The sequence below is a fragment of the Kaistia granuli DSM 23481 genome (assembly GCF_000380505.1).
In the GTDB taxonomy this organism is placed as follows: Bacteria; Pseudomonadota; Alphaproteobacteria; order Rhizobiales; family Kaistiaceae; genus Kaistia; species Kaistia granuli.
The window spans coordinates 53,969-73,418 of sequence record NZ_AQYH01000005.1; the positions used below are offsets into that span (position 1 = coordinate 53,969).

Annotated in this window: 18 protein-coding genes; 10 read left to right on the plus strand and 8 right to left on the minus strand. The window is 66.3% G+C overall.

Translation table 11 applies throughout. From position 1 onward, the window contains the following. The first annotated feature begins 106 nt into the window (after window positions 1-106). The 5 genes from G342_RS0105895 to G342_RS0105915 all read left to right on the plus strand — a co-directional run bounded on the left by G342_RS0105895 (window position 107) and on the right by G342_RS0105915 (window position 4,095). The gene (locus tag G342_RS0105895; RefSeq protein WP_018182184.1) at window positions 107-775 is read left to right on the plus strand and encodes a LolA family protein; all 669 of its coding nucleotides are present in this window, start codon (window positions 107-109) and stop codon (window positions 773-775) included. A 507-nt stretch (window positions 776-1,282) separates the two neighbouring features. Further along, entirely contained in the window at window positions 1,283-2,086 is an 804-nt protein-coding gene (gene xth, locus G342_RS0105900) for an exodeoxyribonuclease III (RefSeq protein ID WP_018182185.1), read from the plus strand. Between the two features lie 201 nt (window positions 2,087-2,287). Then, a complete protein-coding gene (locus G342_RS0105905; protein ID WP_018182186.1) occupies window positions 2,288-2,683 on the plus strand; it encodes an ArsR/SmtB family transcription factor in 396 nt (131 codons plus the stop codon). Continuing rightward, on the plus strand, window positions 2,680-3,219 hold the full coding sequence (locus G342_RS0105910) for an SRPBCC family protein (protein ID WP_018182187.1): 540 nt from the start codon (window positions 2,680-2,682) through the stop codon (window positions 3,217-3,219). Before G342_RS0105905 ends, G342_RS0105910 begins: the two co-directional genes overlap by 4 nt. 78 nt (window positions 3,220-3,297) lie before the next feature. Next, the gene (locus tag G342_RS0105915; RefSeq protein ID WP_018182188.1) at window positions 3,298-4,095 is read left to right on the plus strand and encodes an SDR family NAD(P)-dependent oxidoreductase; all 798 of its coding nucleotides are present in this window, start codon (window positions 3,298-3,300) and stop codon (window positions 4,093-4,095) included. Window positions 4,096-4,098: 3 nt separating this feature from the next. Here G342_RS0105915 and G342_RS0105920 read toward each other — a convergent pair whose 3' ends face one another. Further along, a complete protein-coding gene (locus G342_RS0105920; protein ID WP_018182189.1) occupies window positions 4,099-4,560 on the minus strand; it encodes a cyclic nucleotide-binding domain-containing protein in 462 nt (153 codons plus the stop codon). A gap of 52 nt (window positions 4,561-4,612) precedes the next feature. Further along, the gene (locus G342_RS0105925; RefSeq protein ID WP_018182190.1) at window positions 4,613-5,296 is read right to left on the minus strand and encodes a response regulator transcription factor; all 684 of its coding nucleotides are present in this window, start codon (window positions 5,294-5,296) and stop codon (window positions 4,613-4,615) included. 132 nt (window positions 5,297-5,428) lie between these two features. On the opposite strand from G342_RS0105925, the gene G342_RS0105930 reads away from it, so the two are divergent. Next, window positions 5,429-5,959 carry a L,D-transpeptidase family protein gene (locus G342_RS0105930; RefSeq protein WP_040878353.1) on the plus strand — a complete coding sequence of 177 codons (531 nt, stop codon included), beginning with the start codon at window positions 5,429-5,431 and terminating at the stop codon, window positions 5,957-5,959. A gap of 230 nt (window positions 5,960-6,189) precedes the next feature. Here the strand turns inward: G342_RS0105930 and G342_RS23400 are convergent, their stop codons facing one another. After that, window positions 6,190-6,918, minus strand: coding sequence for a YggS family pyridoxal phosphate-dependent enzyme (locus tag G342_RS23400; protein ID WP_018182192.1), 729 nt, complete (start codon window positions 6,916-6,918; stop codon window positions 6,190-6,192). Window positions 6,919-7,111: 193 nt separating this feature from the next. Here G342_RS23400 and leuS point away from each other — a divergent pair, with 193 nt between their 5' ends. The 3 genes from leuS to holA are packed head-to-tail and all read left to right on the plus strand — an operon-like array spanning window position 7,112 to window position 11,358. Further along, the gene (gene leuS, locus G342_RS0105940) at window positions 7,112-9,745 is read left to right on the plus strand and encodes a leucine--tRNA ligase (protein ID WP_018182193.1); all 2,634 of its coding nucleotides are present in this window, start codon (window positions 7,112-7,114) and stop codon (window positions 9,743-9,745) included. A gap of 7 nt (window positions 9,746-9,752) precedes the next feature. Further along, a complete protein-coding gene (lptE, locus tag G342_RS23405; protein WP_018182194.1) occupies window positions 9,753-10,307 on the plus strand; it encodes an LPS assembly lipoprotein LptE in 555 nt (184 codons plus the stop codon). A gap of 19 nt (window positions 10,308-10,326) precedes the next feature. After that, the gene (holA, locus tag G342_RS0105950; RefSeq protein WP_018182195.1) at window positions 10,327-11,358 is read left to right on the plus strand and encodes a DNA polymerase III subunit delta; all 1,032 of its coding nucleotides are present in this window, start codon (window positions 10,327-10,329) and stop codon (window positions 11,356-11,358) included. 169 nt (window positions 11,359-11,527) lie between these two features. On the opposite strand, the gene G342_RS0105955 is transcribed toward holA, so the two are convergent. The 5 genes from G342_RS0105955 to mnmE form a co-directional block, all read right to left on the minus strand. Then, entirely contained in the window at window positions 11,528-12,412 is an 885-nt protein-coding gene (locus G342_RS0105955) for a ParB/RepB/Spo0J family partition protein (protein WP_018182196.1), read from the minus strand. Between the two features lie 39 nt (window positions 12,413-12,451). Beyond that, window positions 12,452-13,300 carry a ParA family protein gene (locus tag G342_RS0105960; RefSeq protein WP_018182197.1) on the minus strand — a complete coding sequence of 283 codons (849 nt, stop codon included), beginning with the start codon at window positions 13,298-13,300 and terminating at the stop codon, window positions 12,452-12,454. A 27-nt stretch (window positions 13,301-13,327) separates the two neighbouring features. Continuing rightward, window positions 13,328-13,963 (minus strand): 16S rRNA (guanine(527)-N(7))-methyltransferase RsmG, encoded by a 636-nt coding sequence (gene rsmG, locus G342_RS0105965; protein WP_018182198.1) that lies wholly within the window; start codon window positions 13,961-13,963, stop codon window positions 13,328-13,330. Beyond that, the gene (gene mnmG / locus G342_RS0105970) at window positions 13,960-15,846 is read right to left on the minus strand and encodes a tRNA uridine-5-carboxymethylaminomethyl(34) synthesis enzyme MnmG (protein ID WP_018182199.1); all 1,887 of its coding nucleotides are present in this window, start codon (window positions 15,844-15,846) and stop codon (window positions 13,960-13,962) included. Before mnmG ends, rsmG begins: the two co-directional genes overlap by 4 nt. 95 nt (window positions 15,847-15,941) lie before the next feature. Further along, window positions 15,942-17,267 (minus strand): tRNA uridine-5-carboxymethylaminomethyl(34) synthesis GTPase MnmE, encoded by a 1,326-nt coding sequence (gene mnmE / locus G342_RS0105975; RefSeq protein ID WP_018182200.1) that lies wholly within the window; start codon window positions 17,265-17,267, stop codon window positions 15,942-15,944. 151 nt (window positions 17,268-17,418) lie between these two features. Between mnmE and G342_RS0105980 the strand changes: the two genes are divergently transcribed. Further along, entirely contained in the window at window positions 17,419-19,440 is a 2,022-nt protein-coding gene (locus tag G342_RS0105980; RefSeq protein WP_018182201.1) for a thioredoxin domain-containing protein, read from the plus strand. Window positions 19,441-19,450: the final 10 nt, after the last annotated feature.

The window sequence follows — 19,450 nt, forward strand, 5'->3', positions numbered from 1 at the left end:
CGAAATCGCCATCCGGCAGTCCTAGATGCAGGCCGGGTGACGACGGGACACGGATCGCCCGCCCAGGAAACACCGGCCAATCCGGCCCAGGACGCGAAGGATGCGCATGGTGATGATCGACACGGACAAGGGTTTCACACGGCGTCGCTTCCTGGCTCTTTCGGCCGGCATCGCGGTCGCCGTCGCGGCCGGTCCGGCGCTGATGACCGGGGAGGCGCACGCCGCCTTCAACGCCAACCAGAAGGCGGCGCTCAACAAGATCAATACCTATTTCAACTCGATCCGCACCATGCAGGGCCGGTTCATCCAGTTCGGCCCGAATGGCGAGCAGTCGGAGGGCGTGTTCTTTATCGCGCGTCCCGGCAAGATCCGCTTCAACTACAGCCCGCCGGTCCGGATGGACGTCGTCAGCGACGGCAACCAGGTCGCGATCCGCGACAACAAGCTCCGCACGCAGGACCTCTATCCGTTGAAGCGGACGCCGCTGCGCTATCTGCTCGCCGACCGCATCGACCTGACCTCGTCCAACATCGTCCGCAAGCTGATCGAGGAGCCGGACCTGATCTCGCTCGTGCTCGAGCAGGAGAGCGCGTTCGGCGGCGGCAGCCTGAAGCTGATCTTCGACAACCGCACCTTCGAGCTGCGCCAGTGGGTCGTCACCGACGCCCAGGGTCTCGATACCTCGGTCGCCGTCTATGACGTGGAAATCGGCAAGGCGGCCGATCCGAAACATTTCAAGATCGACTACTACCTGCCGAACAAGAGCCTGAAGTAATCGGCTCGCGCCGATGTGAACGACGGTGATGCCGGATTATCGCAGTGGTCCTTGAATCCGGCGCCGGCTTCCCCAAATGTTAGAAACAGCGGGCCATTCCATCGATCGGTAGTGCCCCCCGTCTCGCCGAAGATGGTCCCGCGAAGCGCCGCGTCTCAGACGGGCGCAAGGCGCTGAAAAGCGCAACGCCCAGCTTCCCCCCCGGAGCTGGGCGTTTCCTTTTGTGGAGCGAGCCTTTCGACTCGAAGCACCCGGTTTTCGTCACCTCTCCCTGAGGGAGAGGTCGACGACCGAAGATCGGCGGGTGAGAGTTCACACCCTCACCGGAGAATTCCCCAAAACCCTCGCCCGGCTCTGCGGGCCGACCTCTCCGTCAGGGAGAGGTGAAATGTCCGTCGGGAACTCGCCCAGCAAGTCCACACAAGCCCGCTCGCTGATTTTGCTTGGCGATCGGCGGCGCGATCCCGTATGCCGACCCGGCGCTCTTCCCGCCGCCGGAAACTCTTCATGACCATCAGCATTGCGACCTGGAACATCAATTCGGTCCGTCTCCGGATCGATCTCGTCACGTCCTTCCTCGAGGCGCATCGACCCGACGTCCTCTGCCTGCAGGAAATCAAGTGCATTGAGGACAATTTCCCGGCCGGTGCCTTCAACAAACTCGGCTATGTCCACCAGGCGGTGCACGGCCAGAAGGGCTATCACGGCGTCGCCACCGTCTCGCGCAAGCCCTTCGTCGAGACGAAGCGGCGCGGCTTCTACGGCAAGGAGGATGCGCGCCACGTCCAGGTCGCCCTGACCGACCGCGACCTGCCGATCACGCTGCACAATTTCTACGTGCCGGCCGGCGGCGACGAGCCCGATCCCGCGATCAACGACAAGTTCGAGCACAAGCTCGGTTTCCTGAACGAGATGAAGAGCTGGCTGACCGGCGCCGAGACCAGCGGCCCGGCGATCCTGGTCGGCGACCTCAACATCGCCCCATATGAGCACGATGTCTGGTCGCACAAGCAGCTGCTGAACGTCGTCAGCCACACGCCGGTCGAAACCAGGCTGCTGGAAGAAGTGCGCGAGGCCGGCGGCTGGATCGACGCCATGCGCCAGTTCGTGCCGATGGACGAGAAGCTCTACACCTGGTGGAGCTACCGGGCCAAGGATTGGGAGACTTCCAATCGCGGCCGCCGCCTCGACCATGTCTGGGTCACGCCGCCGCTGAAGGCGCGCCTGAAGGACATCAAAGTCATTACCGAGGCGCGCGGCTGGAACAAGCCGTCCGACCACGTCCCGGTCATCGCCCGCATCGCGGTTTAGGGACTTTGAAGCCTGAACCCTCCCCTTGAGGGAGGGCCAAGATCGCCTTGGGGCGACCTTGGGGAGGGTTGCGTCGTCGGGAATATCGCTGGCCGCGAGAAGATTCCCCTCCCGAAAACGCGAAGGGTCGCCCAAACGACCCGTAGGGAATAATTATACCGATCGGTTGACTATTCGCCGATACAGACTATATTCAACTACATGGTTGACTATAGCGCACCCCAGCTCGACGACGTGTTCCACGCCCTTGCCGATCCGACCCGGCGGGCGATGGTGGCGCGATTGTCCCACTCGGAGCAGACCGTCGGCGAACTTGCCGCGCCGTTCTCGATCACGCTCGCCGCGGCGTCGAAGCACATCAAGGTGCTGGAGCGCGCCGGCCTGATCGCCCGCACCGTCAACGGCCGCACCCATATGTGCCGGCTCGACACAGCGCCGATCCATGCCGGCATGGAGTGGATGCGCCACTACGAGAAGCTCTGGAACCAGCGCATCGACGTGCTCGAAGGCCTGCTCGCTTCCGAAGACGCGGACACGAAGCGCGCCGACCCGAAGCCGGACGATCAGCAGGCCCCTCCGAAAGGAACCGGATCATGAACATGCTTGGCGAAATCATCGCTCGCGACGCCGTTCGCATCGAACGGCTGATGCCCGGCCCGATCGACCGGCTCTGGAGCTATCTGGTCGATCCCGACAAGCGTCGCGCCTGGATCGGCGGCGGCGACATCGAGCCGCGTGTCGGCGGCCGGGTCGAGATCGAGATCCGCAATGCCGACCTGTCGGACGAAGGCGATCGGCCGCCGCCAAAATACGCGCGGCATGTCGGGCCGACCTGGATCTTCGGCGAAGTCACCCACTTCGAACCGCCGCGTGTCCTCGGCTATCGCTGGCACCATGACGGTGAACTCGCCTCGGAGGTGCGGATCGAGCTGGAGCCGAAGGGCGACAAGGTGTTGTTCCGCCTGACCCACACCCGCCTGCCCTCGCGCGACGCGCTGCTCAGCGTCTCGGCCGGCTGGCACACCCATCTCGACATTCTGGCGGCCCATCTCGCCGGCGAGGCGCCCGAGAGCTTCTGGCGCACCATGACGCGTCTCGACGCGATCTACGACCAGCGCATTCCGCCCTGGTAACGGCTCCGGGGCCCGCCCCGGACCTAACCCGATCCACGTTCCGTCCTGCATTCGTCCCATCCAGCCAGGGAGGCTGTCATGCTGCTCAAGGACAAGATTGCCGTGATCTATGGTGGCGGCGGCGCCATCGGCGGCGCGACCGCCCGCACCTTCGCCCGCGAGGGCGCCGAGATCTTTCTCGCCGGCCGCACGCTCGAAAGGCTCGAGCGCGTCGCCGCCGACATCCGCGCCGAGGGCGGCCGCGTCACCGTCGACATCCTCGACGCGCAGGACGAGGCGGCCGTCAACGACCATGCCGACCGGGTCGCGGCCCGGGCCGGCGGCATCGACATCGCCCTCAACGCGGTCAGCGTCCCCCACAAGCAGGGCCGGCCGCTGGCCGAGGTCAGCCTCGGTGAGTTCGAACACACGATCGGCGCCAACACGCGCACCAACTTCCTGACCGCCAGGGCGGTGGCGCGGCACATGCGGCCTCGCGGCGGCGGCGTCATCCTGACGCTGACGGCGCCCGGATCGCGCGTTTCCCGCCCCGGCTTCCTGGCGCATGGCATCGCCTGCAGCGCGATCGAGACGTTTTCGCGGCTGCTCGCAGTCGAGCTCGGCCAGTTCGGCGTCCGCGTCATCTGCCTGAAGTCGGACGCCATTCCCGATGCCGTGCCGCTGTCCTATACGCGCGAGCTGTTCGACGACATGACGCGCGGCTTCGGCACGACGACGGAGGCGTGGCTGGAGGTGCATGCGCGGGAGGATACGCAGCTCGGCCGCCTGCCGCGGCTCGATCAGATCGCCGACTACGCCGCCTTCGTCGCCTCGGACCGGGCCGGCGCCATGACCGGCGCACTGGCGAACCTCACCTGCGGCTCGGTGCTCGACTGAGTCCTAGGACCGCCCCGCGTCGAGCCGGTGTTCGAGCCGGCCGAGTTCGCCGACCGTCTCCATCAGCCGGTCGGCGATCAGCGTGTGCATGCGCGCCGCGACATCGGGATATTCGGTCAGGATGCGCCGCATCAGCGTGCGGTCGATCTCGATCACCAGCGCGTCGCCGACCGCCGTCGCGGTGGCCGGCCGCCGTGTCTCGATGAACAGCGCCGTCTCGCCGATCAGCGTGCCCGGGCCATAGACGCCGAGCACCACGCGTTCCTCGCCGCCGCGCGACAGCTCGATCTCGCCCGACATCACGACAAACCCGGACAGCGCCTTCGAATCGGCGCGGAACAGCACCCGCCCCGCCGGCAGTTCCAGCCTCGTCGCACTAAAGGCGATCAGCCGCAGATGGTCCGTCGCCAATTCCGCGAACAGCGGTACCGTCGAGAGCCTTGCAATATCCTGTTCAAGCGTCACGCCGAAATTCCTGCCCCGAGCCGCGATCGAAGCCGCTTGACCGGTCTGTGTTTCATGGAACCAGCTTGTAGCCGCCGGCTTCCGTCACGAGCAGCTCCGCGATGGAGGGCTCGCGCTCGATCTTCTGCCGCAACCGGTAGATATGCGTTTCGAGCGTGTGCGTCGTGACGCCTGAATTATATCCCCAGACTTCGTGCAGCAGCACGTCGCGCCCGACGACTTTTTCGCCGGCACGATAGAGGAATTTCAGGATCGATGTTTCCTTCTCGGTCAGCCGGATCTTCTGGCCGCGCTCGTCGAGCAGCAATTTGGCGCTGGGACGAAAGGTATAGCGACCGATCGAGAAGGTCGCGTCCTCGCTCTGCTCGAACTGGCGCAATTGCGCGCGGATGCGGGCGAGCAGGACGGCGAAGCGGAACGGCTTCGTCACATAGTCGTTGGCCCCCGCCTCGAGGCCGAGAATGGTGTCGGATTCGGAATCATGCCCGGTGAGCATGATGATCGGCGCCTTGAAGCCGCCCTTGCGCAACAGCTTGACCGCCTCGCGGCCATCCATGTCGGGCAGCGTCACATCCATGATCAACAGGTCGGTCGGCTCGCCACGCGCCCGCTGGACACCCTTGGTGGCCGTCGGCTCATCGAGCAATTCGAACTCTTCATAGAGGGAAAGTTGCTCGACAAGACTTTCGCGCAGCAGGTCGTCATCGTCGACGACCAGAATTCGCCGTGCAGCCATGATGCTTGCCCCTGACGTTTTCTTCGGCTTTCGTCGCAAGAACCGAAGCATTCTTCTAATTCGATGGATTAAGGTTTAGCCCCCAAATATGGCGGCGCGCAAGCAAGCGCCCACGCTTCTTCCGAAAGTCCCATGTCCCTGCACAACCGACAGACCCTCCATGTAGAGCCCCGTCCTGGCTGCCGCACGCGCGGCACGTTGCGGCTCGGCAATCTCAGGGTTCCCTGCGCGCTCGGGCGGTCCGGCGTCACCCATGCGAAGCGCGAGGGCGATGGCGGCACGCCGGCCGGACGCTATGCGCTGCTCGAGGTGCGCTATCGCCCCGATCGGGTCCGGCGCCCGACGACGGCGCTGCCGCTCCGCCGCTCGCGCCCGCGCGACGGCTGGTGCGACGGCAAGGGCGACCGCAACTACAACCGCCCCGTCGAGCTGCCCTACCCGGCCAGCGCCGAGACGATGTGGCGAGACGATGCCGTCTACGACATCGTCGTCATCCTCGACTGGAACTTGAGGCCGCGCCGGCAGGGCGGCGGCAGCGCCATCTTCTTCCATCTGGCGAGGCCTGGCTTCACGCCGACGGAAGGCTGCGTCGCCGTCACGCTTGCCGACATGCGCAAGATCCTGCGGCGGCTAAGGCCCGGCGCGGCGATCGAGGTGCGGTGAGAGGTCTCCACGTCGCGCAACCTCCCCTTCACCTCTCCCTGAGGGGAGGTCGACGGCGGCAGGCCGGCGGGTACAGCCTCGAAATTCAGACGCCGGACCGACGGAGCCTTATCCGGATGGTTCCCAAACCCTCACCCGGAGCTTCGCTCCGACCTCTCCCTCAGGGAAAGGTGAAGGAGGAACAACCACCAGCAATCCCGCAGAGGACTGACGGGCCAAGGGCAAAGCCCTCACACGGCCTGTTCGCCCGGCTCGTCCGGAGCGACGGCGGAGGCGATCGGCGGGCGCGAGCCGAAAATGGCGCCGCCGACGCGCACATAGGTGGCGCCAAAGGCGATCGCCGTCTCGAAATCGCCGCTCATGCCCATCGACAGCTCGGCGACTCCGATCTCCGCCGCCATCTTGGCGAGCAGGGCGAAATGCGGCCCCGACGCCTCGCCGGCCGGCGGAATGCACATCAGCCCGTCGATCGCGAGGCCATGCACGGCGCGGCAACGCTCGACGAACTCGGCCGCCTCGCGCGGCGCGATGCCCGCCTTCTGCGGCTCCAGCCCGGTGTTGACCTGGACGAACAGCTTCGGCGCCCGGCCCTGCTTCTCGATCTCGCCCGCCAGCGCGCCGGCGATCTTGTCGCGATCGACGGTGTGGATGGCGTCGAACAGCGCCACGGCTTCCTTCGCCTTGTTCGATTGCAGCGGGCCGATCAGATGCAGTTCGAGATCGGCGCATTCCTGCCGCAGCAGCGGCCATTTCGCCTGCGCTTCCTGAACGCGGTTCTCGCCGAAGCGACGCTGGCCGGCGGCGATGACGGGACGGATCTCGTCGACGCCGAACGTCTTCGACACGGCGATAAGCCGGACCGAACCGGCCGCGCGCGCCGCATCCGCCTCCTTTGCCCGGATCCGGGCGAGGACGGAGGAAAGGCGGGTTTGGACATCATCGGACAGGATATCGGGCATGGTGCCTCCGGAGCAGGATGACGCTGCGCCTAGCATGACGGGCCGGATCGCTCAACCGATGCGCCGTTCCGGTGGCCCGATCGGGCGCTGCGTCAGCGATAGCGGTTGACCGGGCCGCGCGTTTCTGGTGAAGGTCGCACCCTGTTCCGGTGGCATGAAGCCGCCCTTTCCCTCTCTTTTTCGACGACGGACCATGGCCATAGAACGCTACAACCCTCGTGATGCCGAACCGCGCTGGCAGCGTGTCTGGGCCGATCAGAGCATTTTCGAGACGAAGAACGACGATCCGCGTCCGAAATACTACGTGCTGGAAATGTTCCCCTATCCGTCGGGACGCATCCATATCGGCCATGGCCGCAATTATGTGATGGGCGACGTGGTGGCGCGCTTCAAGCGCATGAAGGGCTTCAACGTCCTGCATCCGATGGGCTGGGACGCCTTCGGCCTGCCGGCCGAGAACGCCGCCATCGAGCGCAACAGCCACCCGAAGATCTGGACCTACGAGAACATCGAGGCGATGAAGGCGCAGCTGAAGCTGCTCGGCCTGTCGCTCGACTGGAGCCGTGAGATCGCCACCTGCGATCCGTCCTATTACGCCGAACAGCAGCGCATCTTCACCGATTTCCATGCCGCCGGCCTGGTCTATCGCAAGGAGAGCGAGGTCAACTGGGACCCGATCGACAACACGGTGCTCGCCAACGAGCAGGTGATCGACGGGCGCGGCTGGCGCTCGGGCGCGCTGGTCGAGCGACGCAAGCTGTCGCAGTGGTTCTTCAAGATCACCGATTTCGCCGAGGAGCTGCTCGGCGCGCTGGACGAACTCGACCGCTGGCCGGACAAGGTCCGGCTGATGCAGAAGAACTGGATCGGCCGCTCCGAGGGCCTGATGGTCCGCTTCGGCCTCGACGCCATTTCCGCGCCGCAGGGCGAGACCGAGATCGAGGTCTACACGACCCGTCCCGACACGCTCTACGGCGCCTCCTTCGTCGCCATCGCCGCCAACCACCCGTTGGCCGAGAAGATGGCCGCCGGCAATCCGGAGCTGGCCGACTTCATCGCCGAATGCCGCCGCACCGGCACCTCGGCCGAAGCGATCGAGACGCAGGAAAAGAAGGGCTTCGACACCGGCATCCGCGCCAAGCACCCGCTGGTGCCGGGCTGGTACCTGCCGGTCTATGTCGCCAATTTCATCTTGATGGATTACGGCACCGGCGCCGTGTTCGGCTGCCCGGCGCATGATCAGCGCGACCTCGACTTCGCCCGCAAATATGGCCTGCCGGTCACGGCGGTCGTGCTGCCGGAGGGCGAGGATTCGCTCACCTTCGAGGTCGGCGACGTCGCCTATACCGACGAGGGCACGCTGTTCCGTTCCGACTTCATGAACGGCATGACGATCCCGGAAGCCAAGGAAGCCGTCGCGCTGCGGCTCGAGGGCCAGATCCTCGGCAATGCACCGCAGGCGAAGCGCCAGGTGAATTTCCGCCTGCGCGACTGGGGCATTTCGCGCCAGCGCTACTGGGGCTGCCCGATCCCGATCATCCATTGCCCGAGCTGCGGCCCGGTCGCGGTGCCGAAGGCGGATCTGCCGGTCAAGCTGCCGGAAGACGTCACCTTCGACCAGCCCGGCAACCCGCTCGACCGCCATCCGACCTGGAAGCACGTCAACTGCCCGAAATGCGGCGGCGCGGCGACGCGCGAGACGGACACGATGGACACGTTCGTCGATTCGTCCTGGTATTTCGCCCGTTTCGCCAGCGAGCCCGGCGCGGCACCGCTTTCGAACGAGGCTGCCGACCAGTGGCTGCCGGTCGACCAGTATATCGGCGGCATCGAGCACGCGATCCTGCACCTGCTCTATTCGCGCTTCTTCACCCGCGCGCTGGAGCGCACCGGGCGCGTCTCGGTGACGGAGCCGTTCGCCGGCCTGTTCACCCAGGGCATGATCGTGCACGAGACCTACAAGGATGCAGCCGGCAAGTGGCTGTTCCCGGAAGAGGTCGAGAAGCGCGCCGACGGCACCTCGGTCAAGATCGGCACGGATGAGCCGGTGACCGTCGGTCCGCCGGAGAAGATGTCGAAGTCGAAGAAGAATGTCGTGCCGCCGGAAGTGGTGGCCGAGACCTACGGCGTCGACTGCGCCCGCTGGTTCATGCTCTCCGACACGCCGCCCGAGCGCGACAGCGAATGGACGGAAGCCGGCATCGAAGGCGCCTGGCGCTTCACCCAGCGTCTCTGGCGCCTGGTCGGCGACGCCGTCGAGCTCTCGCAGGCGGATGCCGCCAAGCCGGAGACCTTCGGTCCCGAGGCCACGGCGCTGCGCCGGGCGACGCACAAGCTCGCCGCCCATGTCGAGGACGATATCGACCGGCTGCGCTTCAACGTCGCCGTCGCCCGCATCCACGGCTTCGCCAACGTCTTCGCCGAAGCGATCTCGGCGGCGCGCAAGCAGAGCGAGACCAGCGGCGAACCCCCGGCGGCCGATCTCGCCTTCGCGCTGCGCGAAGCGGCGGAATTCCTGGTCGCCGCCATCGGCCCGATGATCCCGCACCTCGCCGAGGAATGCTGGGTCCTGCTCGGCCGCGACGGTCTCGCCGCCGAGGCCGCCTGGCCCGTCGTCGATCCGGCGCTGCTGGCCGAGGACGAGCTCGTCCTGCCGATCCAGATCAACGGCAAGAAGCGCGCGGAATTGACAATCTCCGCCACGGCGTCGGAAAGTGACATCGAAGCCGCAACCTTGGCCCTCGACGGCGTCATCAAGGCGCTGGAAGGCCGTGCCCCCCGCAAGATCGTCATCGTGCCGAAGAGGATCGTCAATGTCGTCGTCTGATCACAAAATGGATTCGACGCCGGCCTCCGGCACGACCGCGGGGCGGGTCGCGCGGCTGGCACGGGGCGGCCTCGTCGCCCTGGGCCTCGGCCTGTTCGCCTCGGCCTGCACGATCCAGCCGGTCTACATGCCGATCGCCAACGGCCCGCAGGTCGCGGCCGATCTCTCGGCGATCTCGATCGAGGACGTCAACGACCGCGTCGGCCAGCAGGTCCGCAACAATCTGATCCTCGGCTTCACCGGCGGCGGCAAGGCCGCGCCGCCGCGCTATGATCTCGCCATGCGCGTGATCTCGCGCGAGGCCCGCCTCGGCTTCGAGCGCGACGAGACGGCGCCGGCCTATTCGGTCACGGTCACCGTCACCTACGAGCTCAAGGAAATCAGCACCGGCAAGGTCATCCTGCGCTCGCTCAACCGCGGCGTCGCTTCCTATGACCGCTCGAACCAGGCCTTCGCCAACCAGCGGGCCCGGATCGACGCCGAGGACCGCGCCGCCCAGTCGGTCGCCGACGACATCCAGCTCCGCCTCGCCGCGGCGCTGGCGACCCGGAAGCCCGGCTAGGCTCCGGCCGGCCAACGCCATGGTGCAGATCAAGCCTCAGGACGCCGACCGGTTTCTCTCCCGGCCGGATCCCGGAATCCGTGTCGTGCTCATCCATGGCAGCGACACGGGTCTCATCTCCGAGCGGGCCGCCGGCTTCGCCAAGACGATCCTCGGCCAGAATGACGACCCGTTCGCGCTGGTCCGGCTCGATTCGTCCGAGATCGCCGGCGATCCCGGCCGCTTGGCCGACGAAGCCAACACCATCGCGCTTTTCGGTGGCACGCGGGCGATCTGGGTCAAGGTCGCCGGCAACCGGCCGATCCAGGCCGCCGTCGAGGCCGTTCTGGCGGCGCCGCCGCAGGACGCCTGGATCGTGCTTGAGGCCGGCGACATCAAGAAGGGCGTCGGACTCCGCAAGCTCTGCGAGAACGCCCGCGGCGCGGCGGCGATCGCCTGCTATGCCGACAATGAGGCGGCGCTCGACCGGCTGATCGATTCCGAACTGAAGGAAGCCAATCTCGGCATCGATCCGGATGCGCGCGCGCTGCTCCGCAGCCTGCTCGGCGCCGACCGGCTCGCCAGCCGCTCCGAGGTCGCCAAGCTCTGTCTCTATGCGCTGGGAACGAGGTCGATCGACATCGACTCGGTGCGGGCCGTCGTCGGCGATGCCGGCGCTTCCGCGACGGACGAGGCGGTGGATGCCGCTGCCCTCGGCGACGCGGCGGGCCTCGACAGGGCGTTCCGCCGCATCCTCGGCTCGGGTACGGCCGCCTTCGTCGTCGCCAACGCGGCACTCCGGCATTTCCAGTTGCTGCACCGGATCAAGGCCGCCGCCGAGGACGGCATGCCGCAATCGGCCGCGATCGAGCGGTATGCCGGCGGCATCTTCTTCCAGCGCAAGGGCAAGCTGGAGCAGCAATTGCGGATCTGGAGCGCCGACCGGCTGCTGACGGCGCTCGACCGGCTCGACGGCGCGATCTTCGACAGCCGCCTGAAGGCAAGCATAGCCGACGAAGTAATCGGCCAGGCGCTGCTCGCCGTCGCCATGCTCGCCCGCGCCCGGCGCTGATTGGCACCGAATATCAACCCGATCGCGGCGGATTTCCTTACGATTAAGTCAAACAGTTTGCCGGCTAAACGGCCCAAGTCGTTATTAGCCGGCAAATGAAGGGATAACGCATCGGCTGTCATCGCGACGGGCTGACGCCGCAATAGCGGCGCGCTCGGCCTGCCGGCGGCTATTCCCGCTTCAGCAGCCGGCAGACCTCGTCGAGCTGCTCCAGCGTACGGTAACGCACCCGCATCTCGCCGCTGCCGTTCGACTTGTGGTCGATGGTGACCATCAGCCCGAGGCTGTCGCCAAGCAGCTTCTCCAGCGCCCGTGTGTCGGCATCCTTCTCGGCCTTGTTGGCGGCGCGCTGGGCGCCCCCCTTCTTCGGCTCGTTCTGCGTCAGGGCCTCGGCGTCGCGGACGGTGAGGCCCATGTCGACGATGCGCTGCGCCACCGCTTCCGGATCGTCGACGGTGACGAGCGCGCGGGCATGGCCGGCCGTCAGCTTGCCGTCGCGCAGATAGTTCTGCACCACCGGCGGCAGCTTCAGCAGGCGCAGCGTGTTGGCGACATGCGGACGGCTCTTGCCGATGACGTCGGCGAGCGCCGTCTGGCTATAATCGAACTCGTCGATCAGTTGCTGGTAGCCCAGCGCTTCCTCGAGCGCATTCAGATCAGCGCGCTGCACGTTCTCGATGATGGCGAGCTCGAGCGCTTCCTGATCATTGACGTCATGCACGATGATCGGCACGTCGTGCTGGCCGGCGCGCTGCGCCGCCCGCCAGCGCCGCTCGCCGGCGATGATCTCATAGGCGTCGACGGCGCCCGGCACCGGCCGCACCAGGATCGGCTGCATGATCCCCTTCTCGCGGATCGATGCGGTCAGGTCGGCGAGATCCGCCTCCTCGAACGCCTTGCGCGGATTGCGCGGGTTCGGCCGCAGGAATTCGACCGGCACCCGGCGCGAATTTCGCGAGCGATCGCTGGCAACGACCGCATCCTGCCCGACATCGCCAATCAGCGCGGCCAGGCCACGTCCCAGGCGCCGGCGCGATCCGTCTTCCATGCTCATTGCGTCAACTCCTGCAATTCCCGAAAAGACCCGCGCGCCTCAGGCGGCGCGCAGGCGCTTCTCGCGTTGAATGATTTCCGAGGCGAGCCGGAGATAGGCCTGGCTGCCGGTGCTCTTGAAATCGTAGAGCAGCACGGGCTTGCCATGCGACGGCGCCTCCGAAATGCGCACATTGCGGGGGATCACCGTGTCGTAGACGGTATCGCCCATATGGGCCCGCACATCGGCCACCACCTGGCTGGCCAGATTATTGCGACTATCGAACATCGTCAGCACGATGCCGTGGATCGACAGCTCCGGGTTCAGCGCGTGCTTGACCTGGTCCACCGTCTGCAACAGCTGGCTCAGACCCTCCAGCGCGAAGAACTCGCACTGCAGCGGCACCAGGATCGAATGCGCCGCCGACAGCGCGTTGATGGTCAGAAGGTTGAGCGAGGGCGGGCAATCGACCAGCACGTAGCTGTAGTTTCGACCCCGAATCGATTCCGGCCGCTGCATGTGGCTGGCGATCGCCCGGCGCAGCCGGAAAGCGCGATCGGATCGACTGGCGATTTCCAGCTCGACGCCGAGCAGATCCATTGTCGATGGCGCCACCGACAGCCGCGGTACCGCGGTCTCCATGACGATTTCCGACAGCGACGACTCGCCGACCAGGACGTCGTAGGTGGAGCGCAGCCGGCTCTTGCGATCGATGCCGAGACCGGTAGAGGCGTTGCCCTGCGGGTCGAGGTCGACGATCAGCACTTCCTCGCCGATGGCAGCCAGCGCCGTGCCGAGATTGATCGCCGTCGTGGTCTTGCCGACGCCGCCCTTCTGGTTGGCCAGCGCGATGACGCGCGGCAGCGGCGGCAACAGCGACGGCGGAGAAAACGTGTCGGCATAAGACATCGGCGGCCTCTTCGGTTGAGCGCGCGGTCAGACGGACCGGCGCTCTGCGCGGCAGATTTCGACGATCGAGCTACGCTCGTCGATCATGCTCTTGTGTCTTACCAGATCGAGGGTCCAAGATTTAGAGGCTTCGGCCAGTTCCCCCTCGAAATCTTCACCTTTGTGAAAGGTTCCTATGCTTCCGGTCGCCAGAACCGGCGCCGAGAGCTCCAGCAGGTCCGAGAGCGAGGCCAGCGCGCGAGCACTGATGCGCTCGACTGGGTGCTGCCATTGTTTCAGGACCGATTCGATCCGCCCTTCATGCACCACGGCCGCCGCGCCCGTCTCGCGAATCACCGTGCGCAGGAAGGCGCATTTGCGCTGATTGGCCTCGACGCAATGGACGACAGCCCCGTCCTGGCCGGTCAAAAGGATGGCGGTGATCATGCCGGGAAGGCCGGCGCCGCTGCCGAGATCGAGCCAGCGCCTCGTATCCGGGAACATCGCCACCAGCTGCGCGCAGTCGGCGACATGGCGGACCCAGATCTGGCCGAGCGTATTCGGCGAGACGAGGTTCTGCGCCGGTTGCCACTTGCGCAGCAGCGCGACATAGCGCTCCAGCCGCTCGCGTGTTTCACGTGAAACGGGAAGGACGGCCTCGACCGCCGCGATCGTATCGGTCATGCCACCGTCCGAAGGTTGTTCGCCGAACGCCGGCGCGTCGTGGTGAGAAGCAGGGCCAACGCCGCCGGCGTCATGCCCTCGATGCGGCCAGCCTGGCCAAGCGTCGCCGGCCGGATCTGGATCAGGCGCTGGCGAAGCTCGTTGGAAAGGCCTTCAATGCTGGCATAGTCGAGATCATCGCCAAGCACGACGGCCTCGTCGCGCTTGACCGATTCGATATCGTTCCGCTGCCGATTCAAATAGACCGCGTATTTTGCATCGGCTTCGATCTGGTCGAGGATCGCGGGCGCGAAAGCGCCGAGCTCAGGCCAGACCCCGACAAGCCGCGCCGCGTCGATATCGGGATAAGCGAGCAGGTCGAAAGCTGAACGGCGAACGCCGTCCTGGTTGACGCCGAGGCCCACCTTGACCGCTTCGTTAGGCGTCATGCTGCGCGCCGCGAAGGCCTCGCGCGCGGTGGAGAGCTGCGCCAGCTTGTCGGCAAACGCTTCCCGCCGACGCCCGCCGACCGCGCCGAGTTCGATGCCGTAAGGCGTCAGCCGCTGATCGGCATTATCGGCGCGCAGGGACAACCGATATTCGGCTCGCGAGGTGAACATCCGATAGGGCTCGGTGACACCGCGATTGATCAAATCGTCGATCATCACGCCGATATAGCTGTCCGACCGGCTGAAGGCGACGCCGTCCTGCCCGCCCGCCCGGCGTGCCGCATTGATACCGGCGACGACACCCTGGGCGCCGGCTTCTTCGTAGCCGGTGGTGCCGTTGATCTGGCCAGCGAGGAACAGGCCCTCGACTTTCTTGGTCTCGAGCGAGGGGGTCAGCTCGCGCGGATCGACATGGTCATATTCGATTGCGTAGCCCGGCCGCAGGATCACTGCGTTCTCCAGGCCCGGGATGGTGGCGACCAGAGCCTTCTGCACATCTTCCGGCAGCGAGGTCGAAATGCCGTTCGGATAGATCGTCGGGTCGTCGAGCCCTTCCGGCTCCAGGAAGATCTGATGCGAGTCTCGCTCGGCGAAGCGGACGACCTTGTCCTCGATGCTCGGGCAATAGCGCGGGCCGCGGCTCTCGATCTGGCCGGAATACATCGGCGAGCGATGCAGATTGGCCCGGATGACTTCATGCGTCGCTTCGGTCGTGCGGGTAATAAAGCAATCGACCTGCCTCGTCTCGATCGACCCGGTCAGGGTCGAGAACGGTTCCGGCTGGTCGTCGCCCGGCTGCCGCTCGAGCCGGCTGAAATCGATCGTGCGGCCATCGAGGCGCGCCGGTGTGCCGGTCTTCAGTCGAGCGACGCTGAACGCGTGACGCAGCAGGGCGCCCGACAATCCCATAGCCGGCTTCTCGCCGACGCGACCGGCCGGGATCTTGGTCTCGCCGATATGGATGAGGCCACGCAGGAAGGTACCGGTGGTGATCACCACCGCCCCACAGCGAATGGCCCGGCCATCGGCCAGCACGATGCCAGCGATGCGACCGTCGACGACGGTCAGATCATCGGCTTCCCCCTCGACAACCGTCAGATTGGCGGTGGCGGCGATCTCGGCCTGCATCGCCTGGCGATAGAGCTTACGATCCGCCTGGGCGCGCGGGCCGCGAACCGCCGGGCCCTTGCGGCGGTTCAGCATCCGGAACTGGATACCGCCGGCATCGGTCACCCGCGCCATCAAGCCGTCCAGGGCATCGATCTCGCGCACGAGATGACCCTTGCCGAGGCCGCCGATCGCCGGATTGCACGACATCACGCCGATCGTCTCGCGAGAATGGGTGACGAGCGCCGTGCGGGCGCCCAGACGGGCGGAAGCGGCCGCCGCCTCAGTGCCGGCATGGCCACCGCCGATGACGACGACGTCGAAGCTCGCATCTGCTGCGCTGATCATGGTTCCGATCCTGTTGATCGCGTTTTCCTAGTCGCTTGGCCGAACGACGTCAAAGGCGAAAACTGTTTCACGTGGAACAGGGCCTGAAACGATGCCTATTTGCCGATGCAGAATTCCGAAAAGATGACGTCGAGCAGATCCTCGACATCGACCTTGCCGGTCACCCGGCCGAGCGCATCGGCGGCGCTGCGTAGCAATTCGGCCTTCACTTCGACCGCATGATCGCCGGCCAGCGCCAGCTCACGCAGATAGCCGAGCGAGCGCGCGATACCATCGCGCTGGCGCGCCCGGGTTATCATCGCGGTCGGCATAGGACGCGCCAGTCGCAATGTCTCGCCGATCGCCTGGATCAAGGCATCGAGCCCCTCGCCGGTGCGGGCCGATAGGTGAAGGTCCGCTGACTCGACTCGTTTCGAGTCCGAATCGAGAAGGTCGAGTTTCGTCCGTACATGCAGAACCGGCGCACCGTCCGGAATCGTTTCGGCAAAGGAGTCCTGGTCGGATAGGGCCAGCACCAGGTCGGCGGTATCGGCGCGGCGCCGGGCGCGGGTGATGCCCTCGCGCTCGACGAGGCTTTCGGTTTCGCGCAGCCCAGCCGTATCGATCAGCGTGACCGCATGACCATCAATATCGAGCGCCACCTCAATCAGATCGCGCGTCGTACCAGGCTCGGCCGTGACGATCGCCGCCTCGCGCCGAACCAGGGCATTCATCAGGCTCGATTTACCGACATTTGGGGCGCCCAGCAGCACCACCTCGAAGCCGTCGCGCACTCGTTCGCCGAAATGCTGGTCATCCAGATGGGCCGCCATCTCGGTCGCCACGCCCGCGGCTTCCGACCAGGCCGGCGCCATGACGTCATCCGGCACGTCCTCCTCGTCGACGAAGTCCAGTCCGGCCTCGACCAAGGCGCGCGCCCGGATCAGGCGATGGCGCCAGTCTTCATAGAGCCTGCGCAGGCCGCCATCGGCCTGGCGGATCGCGAGGCGTCGCTGCATCTCGGTCTCGGCCGCGATCAGGTCGGCCAGCCCCTCGATCTCGGTCAGATCAGCGCGTCCGTTCTCGAAGGCCCGGCGGGTGAACTCGCCCGCCTCCGCCGCGCGATATCCCGGCAGCGCCGAGAGCGCCTTCAGGATGCCGGCGATAACAGCCCGGCCGCCATGAACCTGCAATTCGGCGACATCCTCGCCGGTGAAACTGGCAGGGCCGGGAAAGAACAGCACCAGGCCACGATCGAGGATCTCGCCGTTCTCCGGCGCGCGCAGCGTGCGGAGGCTCGCGAGACGCGCCGGCGGCACGGTGCCCAGCAAGGTTTCGAGACCGAATCGAACCCCTTGGCCCGATAGCCGGATGACGGCGACGCCGGAGGGAGCCGCGCCGCTCGATAGCGCGAAGATCGTGTCGTCGCGATGCAATGCCATGCCTGTCCGCCCTGCCCTTGCTGCTTGCTTTCCCGAGCCGCCTCGTCGCCCGCTCTCGGTCTCTTTCTTGGTCGGCCTCTTGCCTAGCCGTGCCGACCCGACAGGTCTAGGCTTCCAGCAACCGCTACCCGATCCAACCGCCAAGGCTCCGATGTCCGAAAACCTGCTGCGCTTCGAGACCAGCCCCTATCTGCTCCAGCACCGGGACAATCCCGTGCACTGGCGCGGATGGAACGCCGCCGCGCTCCAGGAGGCCAGAGATCTCGACCGGCCGATCCTGCTCTCGATCGGCTATGCGGCCTGCCACTGGTGCCACGTCATGGCGCATGAATCGTTCGAAGACGAGGAGACGGCAGCGGTGATGAACCGTCTCTTCGTCAACATCAAGGTCGATCGCGAGGAGCGGCCCGACATCGACCAGATCTACATGGCGGCGCTGCACGCGATTGGCGACCAGGGCGGCTGGCCGCTCACCATGTTCCTGACGCCGGAAGGCAAGCCGATCTGGGGCGGCACCTACTTCCCGAAGACCACCCGCTACGGCCGCCCCGGCTTCGTCGACGTCCTGACCCAGATCGACGGCTTTTATCGCGGCGATCGCGTGGAGATCCTCGCCCAGGCCGATCGCATCGCGGCCCATATCCAGCCTCGCCCCGGTGAGGGGGGCCCGGCCCTCGGACCGGATCTGCTCGATCAGGCGGCGCGCTCGATCCTCTCGATCATGGACCTCGACCGCGGCGGCACGCGCGGCGCGCCGAAATTTCCCAATACGACGGTGATCGACTATCTCTCCCGCAGTGCCTTTCGCACCGGCGATCGCGACTATGCCCGCGCCACAGAGGCGACGCTGACGGGGATTTCGAATGGCGGCATCTTCGATCATGTCGGCGGCGGCTTTGCCCGCTACTCGACCGACGCCGACTGGCTAGTGCCGCATTTCGAAAAGATGCTCTCCGACAACGGCCTGCTGATCGAGCAATTGGCGCTGGCATCGGTGCGAAGCCCGCACGGAGCGATGTATCGGAGCCGAATCGACCGGACCGTCGATTGGCTGGCGCGCGAGATGCAGCTTGGGGGCGGCGCCTTCTCCACCAGCCTCGACGCCGATTCCGAAGGGCATGAGGGTCGCTTCTACGTCTGGACCCGGGCCGAGCTCGACACCCTGCTCGGGGAAGAGGACGCGGCCTTCATCGCCGGGATCTTCGACATCACCCCGGCCGGCAACTGGGAAGGCGTTTCGATCCCGAATCGACTGCGGAGCCCGGCTGCCCTGCCCGCGCCCGACCAGGCCCGTGCCGATGCCCTGCTGGATCGGATGCTGGCCTATCGCGCGAAGCGCGAAAGGCCGGGGCTCGACGACAAGATCCTCGTCGACTGGAACGGTTACGCCATCGCCGGCCTCGCCACCGCCGGCATGCTGCTGGGCCGACCCGACTGGATCGAAATGGCCGAACGCGCCTTTCGTTTCATAACCGAATCGGTCTCGCGCGACGGCCGGCTCGGCCATGCGCTGCGCCAGGGCAAGACGGTCCATCCAGGCTTCTCGTCCGATCTCGCCGCGATGGCGAAGGCAGCGCTCGCGCTGAACCAGGCGACGCAGGACACCGCTTACCTTGACGCGGCGGCGCGTTTCCTCACCGCGCTGGAGACCCATCACAGCGACGGCCGGGGTGGATATCATTTCACCGCCGACGACGCCGAGCCGCTGATCGTGCGGAAATCCGATCGCGTCGACGACGCCTCGCCCAATCCGCATGCGCTCGCCGTCGACGGCCTGGTCCGGCTCTGGGCGCTGACCGGCGACGATGCCTATCGTGATCGCGCTGACGCGATGCTCGAGGCTGCCTCCGCCGCCATCGCCGCCAATGTCTTCGGAACGGCCAGCCTCCTCAGCGCGCTCGATCTTCGCCTGGGCATCCAAACCGTCGTGATCATGACCACGGCCGACGACGACGGCGCCCTACTGCGGGATGCCGTGCGCGCGACCTGGACCGCGTCGATCGTGCTCGATGTCCGATCCGGGGACGAGCCCTTGCCGGCTGGTCATCCGGCCCATGGTAAGACCGCGATCGAAGGCAAGGCGACTGCCTATGTCTGCCGCGAGGGCGCCTGTTCCCTGCCCTTGACCGACGCCGAGGCGCTGAGAACCCGGCTCGAAGCCGCGCACGGTTAACGGAAGGCTA

Coding starts and splice junctions, on each gene's coding strand:
- G342_RS0105895 (WP_018182184.1), top strand. CDS start 107: ATGGTGATGATCGACACGGACAAGGGTTTCACACGGCGTCGCTTCCTG.
- xth (WP_018182185.1), top strand. CDS start 1,283: ATGACCATCAGCATTGCGACCTGGAACATCAATTCGGTCCGTCTCCGG.
- G342_RS0105905 (WP_018182186.1), top strand. CDS start 2,288: ATGGTTGACTATAGCGCACCCCAGCTCGACGACGTGTTCCACGCCCTT.
- G342_RS0105910 (WP_018182187.1), top strand. CDS start 2,680: ATGAACATGCTTGGCGAAATCATCGCTCGCGACGCCGTTCGCATCGAA.
- G342_RS0105915 (WP_018182188.1), top strand. CDS start 3,298: ATGCTGCTCAAGGACAAGATTGCCGTGATCTATGGTGGCGGCGGCGCC.
- G342_RS0105925 (WP_018182190.1), bottom strand. CDS start 5,296: ATGGCTGCACGGCGAATTCTGGTCGTCGACGATGACGACCTGCTGCGC.
- G342_RS0105930 (WP_040878353.1), top strand. CDS start 5,429: ATGTCCCTGCACAACCGACAGACCCTCCATGTAGAGCCCCGTCCTGGC.
- G342_RS23400 (WP_018182192.1), bottom strand. CDS start 6,918: ATGCCCGATATCCTGTCCGATGATGTCCAAACCCGCCTTTCCTCCGTC.
- leuS (WP_018182193.1), top strand. CDS start 7,112: ATGGCCATAGAACGCTACAACCCTCGTGATGCCGAACCGCGCTGGCAG.
- lptE (WP_018182194.1), top strand. CDS start 9,753: ATGGATTCGACGCCGGCCTCCGGCACGACCGCGGGGCGGGTCGCGCGG.
- holA (WP_018182195.1), top strand. CDS start 10,327: ATGGTGCAGATCAAGCCTCAGGACGCCGACCGGTTTCTCTCCCGGCCG.
- G342_RS0105955 (WP_018182196.1), bottom strand. CDS start 12,412: ATGAGCATGGAAGACGGATCGCGCCGGCGCCTGGGACGTGGCCTGGCC.
- G342_RS0105960 (WP_018182197.1), bottom strand. CDS start 13,300: ATGTCTTATGCCGACACGTTTTCTCCGCCGTCGCTGTTGCCGCCGCTG.
- rsmG (WP_018182198.1), bottom strand. CDS start 13,963: ATGACCGATACGATCGCGGCGGTCGAGGCCGTCCTTCCCGTTTCACGT.
- mnmG (WP_018182199.1), bottom strand. CDS start 15,846: ATGATCAGCGCAGCAGATGCGAGCTTCGACGTCGTCGTCATCGGCGGT.
- mnmE (WP_018182200.1), bottom strand. CDS start 17,267: ATGGCATTGCATCGCGACGACACGATCTTCGCGCTATCGAGCGGCGCG.
- G342_RS0105980 (WP_018182201.1), top strand. CDS start 17,419: ATGTCCGAAAACCTGCTGCGCTTCGAGACCAGCCCCTATCTGCTCCAG.